Origin of the sequence: Lysinibacillus sp. C5.1, from assembly GCF_016350185.1 — a bacterium.
In the GTDB taxonomy this organism is placed as follows: Bacteria; Bacillota; Bacilli; order Bacillales_A; family Planococcaceae; genus Lysinibacillus; species Lysinibacillus sphaericus.
In genome coordinates this window covers 4,214,199-4,232,740 of sequence record NZ_CP066226.1, presented here as the reverse complement: position 1 = coordinate 4,232,740, position 18,542 = coordinate 4,214,199, and the positions used below count along the sequence as shown (strand labels likewise).

18 protein-coding genes are annotated in these 18,542 nt (G+C 38.5%); 17 read left to right on the top strand and 1 reads right to left on the bottom strand.

Features of this window, described 5'->3' with window-relative positions:
• Positions 1-55 precede the first annotated feature (55 nt).
• From I5435_RS20800 to I5435_RS20770, 7 genes are all read left to right on the top strand, one after another.
• Positions 56-1,135, top strand: coding sequence for a D-alanine--D-alanine ligase (locus I5435_RS20800; RefSeq protein ID WP_337982906.1), 1,080 nt, complete (start codon positions 56-58; stop codon positions 1,133-1,135).
• A gap of 11 nt (positions 1,136-1,146) precedes the next feature.
• Positions 1,147-2,514, top strand: a complete 1,368-nt coding sequence (locus I5435_RS20795) for a UDP-N-acetylmuramoyl-tripeptide--D-alanyl-D-alanine ligase (protein WP_337982905.1) — start codon at positions 1,147-1,149, stop codon at positions 2,512-2,514.
• Positions 2,515-2,662: 148 nt separating this feature from the next.
• On the top strand, positions 2,663-3,355 hold the full coding sequence (locus tag I5435_RS20790; protein ID WP_337983886.1) for an alpha/beta hydrolase: 693 nt from the start codon (positions 2,663-2,665) through the stop codon (positions 3,353-3,355).
• A 346-nt stretch (positions 3,356-3,701) separates the two neighbouring features.
• Positions 3,702-5,246 (top strand): degradosome RNA helicase CshA, encoded by a 1,545-nt coding sequence (locus tag I5435_RS20785; protein WP_337982904.1) that lies wholly within the window; start codon positions 3,702-3,704, stop codon positions 5,244-5,246.
• A 292-nt stretch (positions 5,247-5,538) separates the two neighbouring features.
• Positions 5,539-6,018, top strand: a complete 480-nt coding sequence (locus I5435_RS20780) for a PH domain-containing protein (protein ID WP_024361315.1) — start codon at positions 5,539-5,541, stop codon at positions 6,016-6,018.
• The gene (locus tag I5435_RS20775) at positions 6,011-7,483 is read left to right on the top strand and encodes a PH domain-containing protein (protein WP_025220705.1); all 1,473 of its coding nucleotides are present in this window, start codon (positions 6,011-6,013) and stop codon (positions 7,481-7,483) included. The genes I5435_RS20780 and I5435_RS20775 overlap by 8 nt, the downstream gene beginning before the upstream one ends.
• Positions 7,484-7,598: 115 nt before the next feature.
• The gene (locus I5435_RS20770) at positions 7,599-8,174 is read left to right on the top strand and encodes a GNAT family N-acetyltransferase (RefSeq protein WP_024361313.1); all 576 of its coding nucleotides are present in this window, start codon (positions 7,599-7,601) and stop codon (positions 8,172-8,174) included.
• 124 nt (positions 8,175-8,298) lie between these two features.
• Here I5435_RS20770 and I5435_RS20765 read toward each other — a convergent pair whose 3' ends face one another.
• Positions 8,299-8,919 (bottom strand): rhomboid family intramembrane serine protease, encoded by a 621-nt coding sequence (locus I5435_RS20765; protein ID WP_024361312.1) that lies wholly within the window; start codon positions 8,917-8,919, stop codon positions 8,299-8,301.
• A 64-nt stretch (positions 8,920-8,983) separates the two neighbouring features.
• Between I5435_RS20765 and acpS the strand changes: the two genes are divergently transcribed.
• The 10 genes from acpS (at position 8,984) to I5435_RS20715 (ending at position 18,516) form a co-directional block, all read left to right on the top strand.
• Positions 8,984-9,340 carry a holo-ACP synthase gene (gene acpS / locus I5435_RS20760; protein WP_337982903.1) on the top strand — a complete coding sequence of 119 codons (357 nt, stop codon included), beginning with the start codon at positions 8,984-8,986 and terminating at the stop codon, positions 9,338-9,340.
• Between the two features lie 88 nt (positions 9,341-9,428).
• Positions 9,429-10,574 carry a LolA family protein gene (locus I5435_RS20755; RefSeq protein ID WP_107896953.1) on the top strand — a complete coding sequence of 382 codons (1,146 nt, stop codon included), beginning with the start codon at positions 9,429-9,431 and terminating at the stop codon, positions 10,572-10,574.
• A gap of 142 nt (positions 10,575-10,716) precedes the next feature.
• Positions 10,717-11,867, top strand: a protein-coding gene (locus I5435_RS20750; RefSeq protein ID WP_337982902.1) for an IS3 family transposase whose coding sequence is annotated in 2 segments (ribosomal slippage) — positions 10,717-10,990 and positions 10,990-11,867 — 1,152 coding nt in all. Because the reading frame shifts where the segments join, the coding sequence is not laid out codon by codon here.
• 325 nt (positions 11,868-12,192) lie between these two features.
• Positions 12,193-13,314, top strand: coding sequence for an alanine racemase (alr, locus tag I5435_RS20745; protein ID WP_025220702.1), 1,122 nt, complete (start codon positions 12,193-12,195; stop codon positions 13,312-13,314).
• A gap of 466 nt (positions 13,315-13,780) precedes the next feature.
• Positions 13,781-14,044, top strand: a complete 264-nt coding sequence (locus I5435_RS20740; RefSeq protein ID WP_080653282.1) for a hypothetical protein — start codon at positions 13,781-13,783, stop codon at positions 14,042-14,044.
• 4 nt (positions 14,045-14,048) lie between these two features.
• Entirely contained in the window at positions 14,049-14,399 is a 351-nt protein-coding gene (locus I5435_RS20735) for a type II toxin-antitoxin system PemK/MazF family toxin (RefSeq protein WP_008177055.1), read from the top strand.
• 224 nt (positions 14,400-14,623) lie between these two features.
• The gene (locus I5435_RS20730) at positions 14,624-14,968 is read left to right on the top strand and encodes an STAS domain-containing protein (protein ID WP_024361307.1); all 345 of its coding nucleotides are present in this window, start codon (positions 14,624-14,626) and stop codon (positions 14,966-14,968) included.
• Positions 14,955-15,425, top strand: coding sequence for an anti-sigma B factor RsbW (gene rsbW / locus I5435_RS20725; RefSeq protein ID WP_024361306.1), 471 nt, complete (start codon positions 14,955-14,957; stop codon positions 15,423-15,425). The genes I5435_RS20730 and rsbW overlap by 14 nt, the downstream gene beginning before the upstream one ends.
• Complete coding sequence (gene sigB, locus I5435_RS20720) at positions 15,403-16,188, top strand: RNA polymerase sigma factor SigB (RefSeq protein WP_024361305.1); 786 nt, start codon at positions 15,403-15,405, stop codon at positions 16,186-16,188. Before rsbW ends, sigB begins: the two co-directional genes overlap by 23 nt.
• A 153-nt stretch (positions 16,189-16,341) precedes the next feature.
• A complete protein-coding gene (locus I5435_RS20715) occupies positions 16,342-18,516 on the top strand; it encodes a Tex family protein (RefSeq protein WP_337982901.1) in 2,175 nt (724 codons plus the stop codon).
• Positions 18,517-18,542 lie beyond the last annotated feature (26 nt).

Sequence of the window (18,542 nt, the reverse complement as noted above, 5' to 3'; positions counted from 1 at the left end):
AAGCCGTTTCGTGATAAACTAATAATACTCAAGAAGTATGTGGAGGGCACAAAAAATGAAAAAAAGAATCGGTTTATTATACGGCGGAAAGTCAGCGGAGCATGAGGTGTCATTGTCGACGGCGTGCGCAGTCACTGGAGCTTTGAATTTCGAGGAGTATGAGATATATCCGATTTACATTACACCAGATGGGGAATGGCGACGCGGTGAGCGTTTAGAAAAACCCGCAAATTCGATTGAAGAATTGCAATTTGGTGATGATGCCATTATTTTAGAAAATAATATTACAGCGTTTTTAATTGATAAAAACGGGGCAGCGCTCCAATTTGATGTTATTTTCCCTTTACTGCATGGAACAAACGGGGAAGATGGAACTGTACAGGGTTTACTGGAAGTGTTGAATCTTCCGTATGTCGGTAATGGTGTGTTGGCATCATCTGCAGGTATGGATAAAGTGATTATGAAACAGTTGTTTGAAATTGCGGGCTTACCACAAGTGCCATATACGTACTTCATTCGCAGTGAATGGACGAAAGAGCAAGAGGCTATTTTAACGCGTTGTGAACAGAAATTGTCTTGGCCAATGTTTGTAAAGCCAGCAAATTTAGGCTCAAGTGTTGGTATTAGTAAAGCTTCGAACCGTGAGGAACTGATTCAAGCAATTGAGGTAGCATTGCAATTCGACCGTAAAATTGTGGTAGAGCAAGGTATTGTAGCACGTGAAATTGAATTAGCTGTACTGGGCAATGATTTTCCAGAAGTATCTGTGCCAGGTGAAATTAAGCCTATGACGGAGTTCTATGATTATGATTCAAAATATAAGGATGGTTCAACAGCATTAATTATTCCTGCTGAACTACCTACAGAAGTTGTGACTAGTTTAAAAGAGCACGCAAAAAGTGCGTTTAAGATTTTAGATGGAAGTGGTTTAGTACGTGCTGATTTCTTTGTCACGGCAGATCATGCCATTTATATTAACGAAGTAAATACAATGCCAGGTTTTACACCTGTTAGTATGTATCCGCTTCTTTGGCAACATACAAACGTAAGTTATCCAGAGCTTATTAATCGACTGATTGCGCTAGCACTTGAGCGCTTTGAAGAAAAACAACAGCTTCACTATAAAAAAGACTGAGTGGGATTATTGTGAAAAAGACATTAAAGGAATTAGCAGCATGGTTAAATGATGAGGTGCCAGCTTTCGGAGATACGATTGTATCTGGTATATCGATTGATACAAGAACAATCTGCCAAGGGGATTTATTTGTGCCATTCCGCGGTGAACAGGCAAATGGTCATAAGTTTGTACAACAAGCTTTTGAAAAAGGAGCGGGTGCTTCGCTTTGGCAAAAAGATGAACCTAACCCGCCCAAAAATGTTCCGTTACTATTTGTGGATGATTCAGAGTTGGCGTTACAGCAAATGGCACGTGCTTATCGTAACGAGCATAAGGCGACCTTTATTGGTATTACAGGATCGAATGGTAAAACATCCACAAAGGATATTTTAGCGGGCACGCTAGCACCGTTTTTTAAAGTACAAAAAACAATTGGTAATTTTAATAATCAACTAGGCTTACCAATTACGATTTTACAGCTCCAAGAGGATACAGAAGTTGCTGTACTTGAAATGGGCATGAGTGGATTTGGGGAAATTGAGTTTTTAACAAAGTTAGCTCGTCCTCATATAACGGTAATTACCAATATCGGTGAGGCACATATGCAAGACTTAGGCTCGCGTGCCGGTATTGCAAAGGCGAAGTTTGAAATTATACAAGGTATGCAAGAGGATGGCGTACTCTTTTATGATGGTGATGAGCCATTATTAAATGAGCTTGTTGCAAAAGAACAAAATTTAAATGCACAGGCGTTTGGTTTAGAACCAGGCGATTTGTTATATGCTGATAATATTGAAGCAACTGCAAGTGGAAGTAGCTTTACAACACATGGTGCTATTGAAGGGGATTTCTTTATTTCTGTTCTTGGGAAGCATCAGGTGAAAAACACTTTAATTGCCATGCTTATTGCGCAAAAACTAGGTTTAACGGATGAGCAAATTCGTACATCTTTAAAAGACGTAACGTTAACAGATATGCGTATGCAGCAAATACAAGGAAATCAAGGCGCATTATTTATTAATGATGCTTACAATGCTGCACCTACGTCGGTAAAGGCGGCGATTCAGTTTATAGCCACTACAACTATTCGCCCTGAAAAGTGGCTTGTCTTAGGTGATATGCTGGAACTAGGGGATAATGAAAAAAGCTTCCATGAAGAGTTATCATTAGCAATTCATGAAGGTGAAATTGACTATGTGTGCTTGTATGGTCCGCGTATGGCTTTCTTGTATGAGGTGTTGAAAGAACGTTTTGACGCTGACCATTTATTATACGACAAGGATGATTTTGCGCCTATCATTGCAAAGCTTCAACAGGCAACAGAGAAATCCATTGTTTTATTAAAAGCCTCACGTGGGATGAAACTAGAAACAATTTTGCAATCATTTACTTCATGATTTGCGGTTGTTGACATAATGAATTGTTACTTGGGGTAAAAATCCGCTCTGGTTTACAGATGCGCTGATTTTTACCCTTTATTAAAAAAATTAGAAAGCATTTTGTATGCTATTGCTAGTAAAACAGCCACTTTTTGAGGTGATGGTAATGACGATAGGTGTATTATGTATTCATGGATTTTCGGGTGGTGCTTATGAAGTAGAGCCGTTTACCGTTTATTTACAAGCCAATACAGATTGGCTAATCGAGACGCCTACCTTATCAGGGCATGGAGAAGAACTAAAGATGAAAGGCTTTACCGCACAGCATTGGTTAATGGATGCGGAGTTAGCTTTTCGAGCGCTATCGAAAAAAGTGGATGAAGTGATTGTCGTTGGATTTTCTATGGGTGGCATTATTGCGTTATATTTAGCGAAACGTTATAAGGTGAAGAAGCTTGTACTGCTTAGTGCTGCAGCTAAATACATTAGCCCTAAGCAGCTTGTTAAAGATTTTAAAATGTTAGCAACTGAAGCGTATCATCGCAACCTTTCGAATAATGAGTTGTTTTTGAGATATCGTCATAAGTTCAACAACGTCCCCTTAGCAGCTACGATTGAATTCATGAAACTTGTCCAAAAGGTAGCGCCGTACTATCAGGACATTAAAATTCCAGTGTATATTGTACAAGGGAAATTAGACGGAATTGTGCCCTATCATACCGCTCAATTTTTGTTTGATCAGCTTGCTTCAACAAATAAAAAGTTGTATTTTTCTAACAATGGCAAACACCATATTTGTCATTGTGAAGATTGTTTTGATTGGTTTACGAAGGTTTTAGCGTTTTTAAAGGATAATTAAATAGTCAGATTATTACGACTCATGCGTTATCGTTGCATACGTTTGATTCCCGTGATAGACTAGTGTAAGCAATGGATACATTTTGTGCGAAGACTCTTCATAATTTGGTTGAAGAGTACTTTTTTTTGAACATAACGGTTTTATTCTAAGTGAATAATTACGCAGAATCGAACCGCTCGGTAAAGACCGGGCTTTCCTTTTCATATAAGAGCTCTACTTGAAACATTTGTAGAGAGAATTTTTAAGTAACGGAAACGTTCCACAACACAGGCTCGAATTTGCCGACAACTTCATCTGAAAATGTAACCATTTGTCAACTTAAAAGGAAAAAAGGAGATTGAGAAGTTTGACAAATTTTTCAGAATTAAATATTAGTGAATCTACACTACGTTCAGTAAAACGTATGGGATTCGAAGAAGCAACACCAATCCAAGAGGGTACTATTCGTTTTGCCATTGAAGGTCGCGATGTATTAGGTCAAGCGCAAACTGGTACAGGTAAAACTGCCGCTTTTGGTATTCCACTTATCGAGAAAATCGATCCTAAAAACCCTAATATCCAAGCATTAGTAATTGCTCCAACTCGTGAATTAGCGATTCAAGTTTCAGAAGAACTATATAAAGTCGGTTACGACAAGCGTGTGAAATTATTATCAGTTTACGGTGGTCAAGAAATCGGACGTCAAATTCGTGCACTGAAAAATAAACCACAAATTATTGTTGGTACACCAGGTCGTATTTTAGACCATATTAATCGTCGTACTTTAAAACTAGAAGATGTTCAAACACTTGTACTGGACGAAGCAGATGAAATGTTAAACATGGGCTTCATCGATGATATAAATTCAATTTTAGAAAACGTACCTGCTGAGCGCCAAACATTATTATTCTCAGCAACAATGCCACCAGCAATCCGTAAAATCGCTGAGACATTTATGCGTGACCCTGAAATTGTAAAAATTAAAGCAAAAGAATTAACAGTGGATAACATTGATCAATACTTTGTGAAAGCTGCTGAGCGCGAAAAATTCGATGTTTTATCTCGTCTATTAAACGTTCACCAACCAGAATTAGCGATTATCTTTGGACGTACAAAACGCCGTGTTGATGAGCTAGCACAAGCTTTATCAATCCGAGGATATCTTGCTGAAGGAATTCATGGTGATTTAAGCCAAGCAAAACGTATTTCAGTTTTACGTCAATTTAAAGAAAATAAAATTGATATCCTTGTTGCAACAGATGTAGCAGCTCGTGGTCTAGATATTTCAGGCGTTACACACGTGTATAACTTTGATATTCCTCAAGATCCTGAGTCTTACGTTCACCGTATTGGTCGTACTGGCCGTGCCGGAAAATCAGGTCTTGCAGTAACATTTGTAACACCTCGTGAAATGGGCTATTTACGTATTGTTGAAGAAACAACGAAAAAACGTATGACACCACTTCGTCCGCCAACAAATGACGAAGCTTTAGTAGGTCAACAACGTTTAGCTATTGAGACACTTGAAGGTCTTATTGCTAATAATAACTTAGGTGATTATCGTACATTAGCTACAGAAGTACTTGAAAACCATGATGCAGTCGATGTAGTAGCAGCTGCATTACGCTCATTAACAAAAGAGCCGGATGATACGCCTGTTACAATTACAGAAGAGCGTCCATTACCAATGCGCCGTGAGCGTTCTGGTGGTGGCGGTGGTGGCCGCGGAGGCGATCGTAATAGCCGTAACAGAAGCGGTGGTGGTCGTAGCTTTGGCGGTAACCGTCGTGAAGGTAGTGGTGGCGATCGTCGCAACAGTGGAGGCCGTCGTGAAGGTGGTCGCCGTGAGGGCGGAGCTCGTCGTGAAGGTGGACAAGGTCGTTCACGTGCACCACGTCGCCATGAAGACTAATTAACTCTCAAACCTTACAGTCATCAAATTGACTGTAAGGTTTTTTATATTTATAGTTAAATTAATTTATTCGAAATTTTTGGAAGGAAAAGTAAGTATGCGAGATTTCTAAACGGAACGTTGCGACGAAAGCGGCTTATTATAAGCATTAAACTATAGCGCCGTATACTAAAAAGGCGATATACTAGATGTTTAGATGGCGGTTAATTATGATGAAAAGGCTATGGATTTATTTGAAACAAATTAGTATTTGCGTACGTATACATAGGTAATGAAAAGAGGAGGAACAATTTTGAGAGCTGAACCAATTCATCAAATTTCCCGAAAAGGGTTAACAGTATGGCGATTATATGGTGTGTTACAAACATTGCTGTTGTTAGTCATTGCAGCATTGGTTTGTTATGGCACTTATTATTATGAATGGCCTTCATTTATTTATTTTATCGCAATTGCTGTTGTTCTATTAAGTGCATTTTTTTCTGCGTATTTATTCCCGAAAATTCGATGGGAACGCTGGAGATACGAAGTGCGCGAACATGAAATTGAAGTCCAACATGGCTTGTTTGTTGTCAAACGCACATTAATACCAATGGTACGTGTGCAACATGTTGACACGACACAAGGCCCCATTTTAAAAAGATACAGCCTAGGTAATATTTCAATTTCTACAGCCGCCACGGTACATACAATTCCAGCACTGGTCATGGATGAAGCAGATGGACTTCGTGCGCGTATTTCGGAATTAGCAAGGGTGGCGGAAGATGATGTCTAACGAAGTGTATCGTTTACACCCTGTATCGGCGATTATCTCTAGTGTCAAAGCACTAAAGAGTATGATCTTACCTGTAGCCATTATCATTATTAGTAATGGCTTTAACTTTTCCTTGAACTTCCGCAGTGAATATTTTTTTGAAACCGTATTACTGTTTGGCGTGTGGGGGGTAGGGGCAGTACTAGCGCTTGTCGGTGGTATTGTAAAGTGGCGTACCTTTGTTTACTGGTTTGAGGATGGCGAACTCAGAGTAAAGTACGGGTTATTCGTCAAAAAGAAGCGTTATATTCCATTTGAGCGCATTCAAAGTTTAAATTACCATGAAGGTATTTTTCATCGGATATTTGGCCTAGTCAAGGTGCAAGTTGAGACAGCAGGCAATAAAGGTGGCAAGCCAGAGGTAGAATTAACAGCTATTCAAAAAATAGCGGCTGATGTTATTGAAGAAGAAATGCGTCGAGCAAAAACACAAATCGCGCAACCACTTGGCGAGGAACTAGCACATGGGCAAATAGAGGAAGTGATGGTGCCTGTTATTTATCGTATGTCGATGCGGGATTTACTTGTATTAGCAACGACTTCTGGTGGAATTGGCGTTGTCCTATCAGGTGTTGCAGCGGTCATCTCTCAGTTTTCGGATATTATCCCGTATGAAGAGGTCTTTCATGAAGTGGCAGATATTGTGAAGATTGGCGCATTCTTAGTTGCTTTAATGATCATGTTTGTGTTGATTATTGCGTGGCTACTATCGGTTGTTATAACACTTGTGAATTATTACGATTATACGGTTCGTATTGAAGATGAAAAGTTAATGATTACTAAAGGGTTACTGGAGAAGAAAAGAATTACATTACCATTAAATCGTATACAGGCAATCCGTATAGTTGAAAACCCTTTGCGTCAAATATTTGGTTTTGCTACGGTTGTAGTAGAAAGTGCGGGGGGAAATGGTGAAAAGGGTGGAGATAAGAAAATTGCATTGTTCCCACTGATTAAAAAACAACATTGTGTACAGACGCTCGAACAACTTTTCCCTGAAATGAATTGGCATCCTGAATTTATAAAGGCTCCGAAACGTGCACGTCCATTTTTTTATCGCATTGATTTCATTTGGCTCGTACCGATAATAGGGGCAAGCAGTTATTTCTTATATCCTTACGGGTTATTAGCATTCTTATTAATACCATTAATCATATTCCTTGGTATTTGGCAACATCGAACAGCAGGCTACATGATTGACGGCAAGCAATTGACAATGCAATATCGGATCTTTAGTCGCATTACATTGTTTATGGAGAAAAAACGTATACAATCTATGGAAAGTAGTCAAACGTATTTCCAAAAGCGTAAACAAGTCATGTCGATAAAAGCAACGGTAATGTCAGGAATGGCTGGTATGACAGGTAATGTACCTAGCCTAGAACAACAAGATGCTGAAACTATATTAACTTGGTATGAACATTAAATAGAAAATGATTAGCTAATCTTTGCATAAAAATGTAAGGATTAGCTTTTTTTATATACAAATCTAGAAAAAATGCGTTTATAATAGAATAAATTGACAAAAAGGGGTGAATTTGATGTTTCGATACAGCATAAATGAGCACACCTATTTAAAAATGTTAGATTTAAATGATGTAGAGGAGTTATTTGCGCTAACAGACCGTTCAAGAGAGACTTTACGTGAGTGGTTACCCTTTGTAGACAATGTCAAGACGGTCAAAGATACAGAACAATTTGTTCGAAATGCAATGCAACAATATGCTGACCATAATGGGATACAGGCTGGAATTTATTATGATGGTAAGCTAGCGGGGGTCATTGGTTATCATCAAGTGAATTGGCAACATAAGTGGACAAGCATTGGCTATTGGTTAGGGAATGAGTTTGTTGGCAATGGGCTTGTGACAAATTCGATGAGGGCATTTATTGATTTTGCTTTCGAATATCTAAAGTTAAATCGCATTGAAGTCCGCGTTGCAGTGGGGAATATACGTAGTCGGACAATTCCTAAAGTGCTAGGATTCAATGAAGAAGGGCGTTTAAGAGATGCTGAATGGCTATACGATCATTATGTAGATCAGGTTGTCTATGGGCTAACCGCAGTAGAATGGAAAAAAATAAAAATGGCGAAAGAGGCTACTGTTGTACTATAATTTCAACGATAGCATGTCAATGACCTTAGAAAAAATGGAATGTTAGGGATGTTAAGCTATAAAAAAGAGGAACAGCCCGCAGTGATTAACACCTCACTGATGGGGTAGCTCCTCTTTTTACAAGCTATTTTCCTGCCATTCTTTGTTTGCGCCAACTTAGAATTCTTGTAGGATGTAGGTAAATAAGTCCGAGTAGGAATCCAGTCACTAAGCCACCTAAATGGGCATAAACATTTACATTAGACTGTAAGAAAGTCATGATGACACTGATGACGATAATCGGCAAAATAAGCTTACGAAGCATTGGCATTGTACGACGCGTGTAGTAGACAAGTGCACCAAACGCACCGAAGATACCAAAAATTGCGCCGCTTGCCCCAAGGCTGGCATAACTACTGTCATTAAGCATAAAGGTTGCCATGTTCCCTACGATACCCGATAATAAATAAATCGTAATGAAGCGTGCTTTACCTGCAATTTTCTCAAGTTCTGGCCCAAATAAAAACAGGGAGAACATATTAAAGAGCACATGCATAAAGTTCGCATGTAAGAACATCGCAGAGAAAATCCGCCACCATTCACCGCTTTGTATAAGGAAATTGACTTGAATCCCATAGTTCCACAGCAGTTCTCCTATGACTGGAAGAAGTGTTAATACATAAAGAATAAGATTCACTGCTATTAGTGTTGAAACAACAGGATAATAACTTGTATATTGCTTAAAATTTTCTGTTCTACTAAACATAGCTCCACCTCAATTTACAATTATTATACATGGCTTTTTGGAAATAAGAAAAGGAGAAGTTCATATGATTAAAGGAATTGGTCTCGATATTGTAGAAACTGAGCGTATTGTGAAAGCAATGACACGCACAGATAAATTTATAGACCGCATTTTATCAGTTAACGAACGTGCACTATTTGTAGCGCATTCTGAATCTCGCAAAATAGAATTTTTAGCAGGGCGATTTGCGGCAAAAGAGGCCTTTTCAAAAGCGCTAGGTACCGGAATAGGGAAAGATTGTGCGCTACAAGATGTTGAAATATTAAGAGGGGAAGCGGGTAACCCTGTTTTATATTTTAAAGGAGAGCTTGTAAAGGGCTTTGTTAGTATTACACATTCTAAGCAATATGCAGCCGCGCAAGTAATATTACTTATGGAATAAAATATATTGCCTTTTCATCAAATGACATAACTGACAAATATGGTTCATATATTGTCGTAGTGGATTTGAAAGAAGAAAGGGTGAAAGCGTGGGCAACCGTTTAGTTACTTGGCTCGTCTTAATTTGTGCGATATTACTTCTGTCGGCGTGTGGTACAGCCTCACAGGAAAAAGTGTTGAAGAAAGTTAATGGTAAGTGGTCAGAGACGAATGGTTATGAGTTAGACGCTAAGATGGAGATTAAATCAGGTGGAGAACCTAGAACATATGATGTTACCGTGTGGCATACTAAACCTGATTTCTATCGAGTGGAAGTAGTGGAAAGTGGGAAAGATGTATCGCAAATGATTGTGCGTAATGCTGATGGAGTTTTTGTGGTTACACCAACATTAAACAAAATGTACAAATTCCAAAGCGATTGGCCAAAGAAAAATAGTCAGGCGTATTTAATCGGAGCATTAGCAGAAGATTTAGCTGAAGATAAAAATTTAGTCATGAAAGAAGAGGACAAAGCATATATATTTGAAGCGGCTACTAGAAATAGCTATAAAAATAGTATGCCTCACCAAGTTATAACGGTAGATAAGAAAACGATGCTTCCTACATCTGTAGTGATTATGAATGATGTCAAAGAAGAGCAAATTCGTATTACATTTAATAATATTAAGCTAGGTGTACAACATGCTGCGAAAGAGTATGCTGTTGAACAATTTACTGAAACAGAAGATTCAAAAGGCGAACAAGCTGCACCTGCAAACAAAGATGCAAAAGATGATAAAGATGCAAAAGGTGAAACGGATGCAAAAGGTCAAGCGGAAGCAGATGGTGAAACGGATGCTAAAGGTCAAGCAGATGCAAATGGTGAAAAAGAAGCAGTCGGTGCAGAGGTTGAATATCAAGAATTCCAAACGCATTATCCAGTTGTGAATTTTGAAAACACGAAAATGACAAATGAAAAAGCCATTAGTGATAGTGGTATGGAACGAGTTATTTTAACGTTTGAAGGGGATAAAGCGTTTACAGTTATGCAGCAACCAGTTATGAAAGAGTCCTCTATGTTACCAGTTACTTCGCCAGGTGATCCTGTTGACTTAGGATTTACAATTGGCGCGATTACAGATACGTCCATTAGCTGGGAAAAAGATGGCGTCGCATTCTTTGTAGCTTCTAGTAAATTAACACGTGAAGAAATGGTGGAAGTTGCGACTTCCATGACGATAAGTAGTATGAAGTAATTTTTCTAGCTACAGCTTTCTGAAAAGAGAGCTGTAGCTTATTAGGGGAACTGACCCCAATAGGTATAGACAAATAAAAAAAGCATCTTCGATTGAAATTCGGGTATAGATACTTAAATTTCAATGTGGAGGTGTTTTTTCTATGGGAACAAGAGTGAGTTATCCCTATGAAGTAAAAATGAAAGCGATTAAGATGCGATTAGCAGGTGTACCTGTCAAACAGATTCTATTGGAATTAAATATACGCCATAAAACACAGGTCGAAACATGGGTGCGTTGGTATAGAAATGGTGAAGTCAATCGTTTGAAACAACCTGTAGGCAAACAATATATCTTTAATAAGGGTCCTGAACCGGACAATGAACAAACGAAATTAGCATTGGAAAACCGTTATTTAAAGCAACAAATTGAGGTGCTAAAAAAGTACGCAGAGTTGGAGAGGAAGTGGTTGGAGAAGTAGCTGTACAGTTAGTTGCGTCACTAAGAAGCATGATGTCTGTAAAGGACATTTGTAAACACTTTGGGATTGCACGATCTACCTACTATCGTTGGAAACAGGCATCAACCGATGCAAGGTCTCGTCAAGCAATAGAGAGACGTATCGGTGAACTCTGTCGAGCAAATAAATTTCGCTATGGCTACAGAAAAATTACAGCACTTTTACGTCAAGAAATGTGCGTCAATCATAAAGTGGTTCAACGTATCATGCAAAAATATGGTTGGCAATGTCGCGTGAAAGTGAAAAAACGGAAACGAACAGGACAACCTTATGCAATCGCAGCAAATTTATTAAATCGCGATTTTGAAGCCACCGCACCGTTACAGAAGCTCGTAACTGATATTACTTACTTGCCATTTGGTCAAAAACAGTTGTATCTTTCAAGTATTCAAGATTTATATAATGGTGAAATTATTGCCTATTCGATTGGAGACTGCCAAGATACTGATTTTGTGCTGGATACATTAGCTCAACTTCATCATTTGCCCGAAGGGTGTACGTTGCACAGTGACCAAGGGGCGGTATACACATCGTATGATTATCAACAGGCCGTAAAAGCAAAAGGCATTACCATGAGCATGTCCCGTAAAGGTACGCCCGCTGATAATGCCCCAATCGAATCGTTTCATTCTGTGTTAAAGTCTGAAACATTCTACTTAGACAATTTGAACAGTACTACGACGGCCATCGTAGAACAAACTGTCAAAGACTATATAAACTATTATAACAATAACCGAATTCAAACGAAACTAAACAACCAGTCGCCGGTTCAATACCGACAACTGGTTGAGTAATGCTTTTTTGATTATTGTCTTATATATCGGGGTCAGTCCCAGGCAATAAAAGAACTTTTTATTTCTAGCAGTTTATGTATAGCAATGTGAAACAGTGGAGATGAATGATCTATAGAAGTATGTTGCATGTTCTATAAAAGATAAGCTAGTTTTAATAGGAATAAAAAGGGAAAAATTAACATGCTGTCGAATTTATATAATGACATGCACAAGTAGACCATCAATGTATTATCCAAATGGCGGACAAGTAGTATGCTAGAATTTAATGTTATATGGAATTATTCCTATACATAACGGTTTAATAACTAAAAAAGAGGGTATTCTAATGGAGACACAGCAGCATTTTAGACCAACCAAAGCAATTGTAGATTTACAAGCAATCCAACAAAATATAAAAAATTTAAAAGATCTACTCCAACCAAATGTACAAATTATCGCAGTCGTAAAAGCTAATGCCTATGGACATGGGGATATTGCAGTTGCTAAAGCAGCTTTGGAAGCGGGTGCAACAATGCTTGCCGTGGCTACACCAGATGAAGCATTACATATTCGAGCACATTTCGAAGAACCAGACATACTAATATTAGGGGCCTCGCCAGTATCGTTTGCATCCTATGCAGCACAACAACGCATTACTCTTACGGTATTTTCAAGTGAATGGGTACAGCAAGTTGCAACAATGGTAGCAGGGGAAGAAAACCCTTTACAACTACATATTAAGGTAGATAGTGGAATGGGCAGAATTGGTATACGCACCGAAAGCGAATTGTTAGCGCTATACCATACCATCCATTCAACAGATAATGTAGAATTGGATGGCATTTTTACTCATTTTGCAACAGCTGATGAGGAAGACACAGCCTATTTCGATAGCCAAGTAGCGTTATTTGAAAAGCTCATTGCTATATTGCCTGACAAACCTAGACTAGTACATGCATCCAATACAGCAACGGCTTTGGTAAAGGATAATCGTTTACAATATGATGCTGTACGTTATGGTATTTCAATGTATGGTTTAGCACCATCATCTTATGTAGAGGGGATTTTACCATTTCCATTGAAGCCTGCCTTTTCACTTGAGAGTGAGCTTGTCCATGTCAAACAGTTAAAAGCAGGAGATTCAGTAGGTTACGGAGCAACATTCATTGCACAAACAGATATGTGGATTGGGACAATTCCAGTAGGTTATGCAGATGGGGTAATTCGTAAATTAGCAGGACAAGAGGTACTAATAGACGGACAAAGAATGCCTATAGTTGGACGAATTTGCATGGACCAATGTATGGTTGCGCTACCAAAAGCATATGCTATAGGTAAGGAAGTAACGCTCATTGGTCGTCAAGGGCAAGATGAGATTTCAATAGATGAATGGGCAACAAAGCTAGAAACGATTAATTATGAAGTACCATGCATTATTACAGCAAGAGTTCCTCGTATTTACATTTAACTTTGTTTAACCAAGTAGCCCTTCTCTTCATAAAATAAGAGTGAATAGTAATTATTCAATTTTGGTCAAGTTAAATAAGGAGTATGACAAATTTTAGAGGAGTCTTTTATGTAGGCTTATAAAATATGGGTGGAACGCGTAATTTATTACAAGTAGTTTTTTAATGAAAATAATTTTTCAATACATGTAGACAAATTGGGTTAGCGAATTTTTGTCGAAATTAATCTGTCAATGGGAAAGCCAATTCTGTTCGGATTAGTGGATTATGTATAGTGAAATTAAGTAACAAGGCACCAAGTCAATATGACGGATGGTACCAGCACATACTTTCGAAAACCTACAAAATTTTACAACTTGTCCTTCAAATTGTCAGATATTTTGTCATTTCATGTCTTTTCAACAATATCTTTCAATGGTAGAATGGGTAGTAATGAAAAAGTGTATGGTTCCGTTGGAGGTGCTTGCTGTGTACGAGAAAAAGTTAAGAGAAGCTACAATTGCTATTCAAGATAGACTGATTCTACAAACAAAGGAAGTAATTGAAGGTGAATCTTTTGTGCGTATTTTGTCGCGCAAAAATTTAATGCAGGAGCAACCAAATCAAATACGGGAAGCTATGATGAAAGGATATGTTGAGATGTCTCATATTAACCTGATGATTGCAAGTGAATGCTTGCACGCGGAATATGAAGCACAACATACAGTGGAGCGTCTCGTTAGCGGGGGATGACACTTTGAATGTAAAACGTGGTGACGTTTTTTTTGCAGATTTATCGCCGGTAGTTGGATCCGAACAAGGTGGCACTAGGCCGGTATTAATAATTCAAAATGATATTGGAAATCGATTTAGTCCGACTGTCATCATCGCAGCAATTACTGCACAGATTCAAAAAGCAAAATTACCGACACATGTTGAAATAAATGCTGAAAAGTACGGTTTTGAACGTGATTCGGTCATTTTGCTTGAGCAAGTGCGTACAATTGATAAGTCTAGATTGACTGATCGTATTACGCAGCTAGATCATGCAGTAATGGAAAAAGTGGATGGAGCATTGATGATTAGTTTGGGACTTGTTAAATTTTGATATACATATGTGTATAGAGCATCAGGGATTTTATTTATCCTGATGTTTTTTTAATTTTTTTCATTACAAGCATTATTGCCTTTTAAGTTTGTAGAAAAATGGCATTGGTTTTTTGTAACTCAAAAAAATAAAATTTATGCGAAGAAAAAAAGTTAATCATGTTTAACATCCGATAGATGCGGGTAAAGAAGAGAAGTCTAATAAATATGGTGGAGGTGGGCTGTATGGACATGGTAGTAAATTTTAAAAAAGATGGCACAAAATTATATGGTTATGTTGAAGGTGAAATTGATACATTTACAGCTTCTGGTCTGCGTGAGGAACTAGAGGCGGTTAAGATTACAGAAGGTATGGAGATTAAATTAGATTTATCGAAAGTGAATTATATGGATAGTACGGGTCTTGGTATTTTAGTAGCTTTTTATAAAAGAGCTTTACGTGAAGAAGGTAAAGTTAAAATTGTAGGCCTATCTAAACGGTTACAAAGATTATTTGAAATTACTGGCTTAAGTGAACTGATGGATATTGAAACTGATAAGAAGGTGGAATTAAGTAATGAAGGAATTTGATTATATTGAGATAAGGGTTCCTGCAAAGCCGCAGTTTGTCAGTGTTATTCGTTTAACGGTTTCTGGATTAGCTAACCGCATAGGGTTTAGCTACGATGATATTGAAGATTTGAAAATCGCCGTTAGTGAAGCGGTGACAAATGTTGTGCACCATGCGTATAAAGATGTTGAAGAAGGCGAAATTGTCATAGGTTGTGCGCTCTATGAAAACAAGTTGGAAATGATGATTGCAGACTATGGGAATAGTTTTAACTTTGAAGAGATTAAAACGAAAATTGGGCCTTATCATCCGGGAGACAGTATTGCGGGGCTAAGAGAGGGCGGTTTAGGGCTTTATTTAATGGAAACTTTAATGGATGAGGTGATGATTAATAACGATGGTGGCGTAACTGTCTTCATGACAAAGTACGTCGCTAGGGAGCAGGTGGAAAAAAATGTCGAAAGAATCACTACATAAATCTTCTACTAAGGAAGATGTATTAAAGTGGATAGAATTGTACCAAGCAACAGAAGATGAAGAAGCTCAAACCAATTTGGTTATTCATTATCGTAATTTAGTAGAGTCCATTGCGCGAAAATATTCATATGGTAAATCTTATTACGATGATATTGTGCAAGTTGGGATGCTCGGGTTACTAGGTGCAATAAGACGTTTTGATGCTACATTTGGTCGCAGTTTTGAGGCCTTTGCAGTACCTACTATTATTGGGGAGATTAAACGATTTTTACGCGATAAAACGTGGGATGTTCATGTACCGAGACGAATTAAAGAAATTGGACCACGTATTAAAACGACTGTAGAATCGTTAACGATAGAGTTCCAACGTTCACCTTCCGTTAAAGAAATTGCAGAGCGTTTAGAGGTACCGGAGGAAGAAGTTTTAGAGGCAATGGAGATGAGCCGAAGTTACCAAGCACTGTCAATGGATCATTCAATAGAATCAGATAATGACGGAAGTACAGTCACGTTATCTGATATTATGGGTAAAGAAGATATAGGTTATGAAATGACCAACAGAAGAATGATTGTTGCAGATGCAATGGAAGTTTTGAATGAGCGAGAAAAACAAATTATTCAGCTTACTTATTTAGAGCAACTGAGCCAAAAAGAAGCGGGAGAACTATTAGGTATTTCTCAAATGCATGTTTCGAGAATTCAAAGAAAAGCAATTAAGAAATTACAGGAGGTCATTCTTGCAAGTGGAAGTGTGCCACTGTAATACCTATCATTAGGGCGTTTATTACTAGAGGGTTTCATAATCCAATAGCAATAAGCGCCTTTTATTTTTGGCTGTCCTTCTTGGTGGATGGACTATCTTTGGTTTTTTATTGAAGTGTAGTGGTAAAATGAAAAGAAAAAAGGTAGTGATAATGTGGAACAAAAACAAATGTACCAGCTTATTGCAAAGGATGTAGCAATTAAACCAAATCAAGCAGAGGCAGTAATAAAATTACTGGATGAAGGTAACACCGTCCCGTTCATTGCGCGCTATCGAAAAGAAGCTACTGGCTCTTTGGATGAGGTGCAAATAAAAGCTGTAGAAGATCGTTATCATTACATACAGCAACTTGAACAACGTAAAGAAGAGGTTCTTCGTTTAATTCAAGAACAAGATAAGCTTACGCCAGAGCTGGAACAAGCCATCCAAGTGGCGACGGTATTACAACGTGTTGAAGATTTATATCGCCCATATAAGCAAAAACGACGTACGAAAGCGACAATCGCAAAGGAGAAAGGGTTGGAGCCTCTAGCTGATCTCCTGCTAGAGTATCGTAGTGAAGCGTTAGTCCAATTAGCTCAAGATTTTGTTGATATGGAGAATGTTGCAACAGTGGAAGAGGCAATTGCTGGAGCACGTGACATTTTAGCAGAGCGCTTTGCTGATGATGCAAGTATACGGCAGAAAATCCGTACTTTTTCTTGGAAAGAAGGTATGCTGACTACCGCTTTAAAAAATGCGGAACTAGATGAAAAAAAGGTTTTTGAAATGTATTACGAATATGAAGAGCCTGTCAACCGCATTGTTCCTCATCGTATTTTAGCTGTCAATCGTGGGGAGAAGGAGGAAGTCTTAAAGGTTGTTATCCAAGTACCGATAGATCGAGTACTGATGATTATGTGGAAAGAGTGGATACCAGCAACAGGTTTTTCACCTGCCATTGCTGAAGTGAAACTTGCAATAGAGGATTCCTATAAACGATTAATTCAACCATCAATTGAGAGAGAGTTACGTAATGAATTAACGGAAAAAGCAGAGGCGCAAGCGATTCATATTTTCTCGGAAAATCTCCGCAATCTTTTACTACAGCCACCGTTAAAAGGTAAGTATGTACTAGGGGTGGATCCTGCCTATCGTACGGGTTGTAAATTAGCTGTTGTTGATGAGACGGGTAAAATGCTAGAAGTTACGGCGATTTACCCACATCCACCAAAGCCAGATGTAGCAAAATCAAAAGCAGTTGTGAAAGAGATTTTAGCGAAATATCCTATTACAATCATTGCGATTGGTAACGGGACAGCCTCACGCGAAACTGAGCAATTTATTGCCGATGTTTTAAGTGAAGTGAACACAGATGTGGCCTATGTTATTGTCAACGAAGCCGGTGCATCCGTATATTCAGCATCGGAGGTTGCGCGTGCTGAGTTTCCTGATTTGCAAGTAGAGCAACGGAGCGCGGTGTCAATTGCTCGACGTTTGCAGGACCCATTGTCGGAATTAGTAAAAATTGAGCCAAAGGCAGTAGGTGTTGGACAATATCAGCATGATGTTTCTCAAAAGAAATTATCAGAATCATTAACATTTATAGTTGAAACAGCGGTCAACCAAGTTGGTGTCGATGTCAATACAGCATCAGCCTCTTTATTGCAATATGTTTCAGGGCTATCGAAAACCGTTGCCGAAAACATTGTAAAAGTACGAGAAGAAAATGGGCAATTCACAACGCGTGCGCAACTGAAGAAAATTCCTCGCCTCGGTGCAAAAACGTATGAGCAAGCAATAGGGTTTTTGCGTGTGCCTGAAGCGAAAAATCCATTCGATGCGACAGGTATTCACCCAGAAAGCTACAATATTGCAGAGCAAATTTTAGAAGCGGCTCACATAAATAAAAAAGAACTAGGAACACAAGAGGCAGAGGAAGCAATTGCAGCTCTTAATGTTCAAGCGTTAAGTGAAAGTCTAGGGATTGGCGTTGTTACTGTTCAGGATATTGTAGATACTTTAATGAAACCAAGCCGTGACCCGCGTGATGCTTTCCCACAACCATTACTTAAAACGGATGTTTTAAAAATGGAAGATTTACAAGTAGGAATGGAATTACAAGGTACTGTACGGAATGTCGTCGATTTTGGTGCATTCGTTGATATAGGTGTAAAACAAGATGGGCTTGTGCATATTTCCAAGTTGCAAAAAAAACGTATTAAACATCCATTAGAGGTTGTGGCATTAGGTGACATTGTCACAGTATGGGTGGAACAAATAGAGGTAAACAAAGGCCGTATTTCATTAACGATGCTTCCTCCAGAAAAACAAATGGTTGAAGTGTAATAATTTCTTGCCACACTGTCTATACT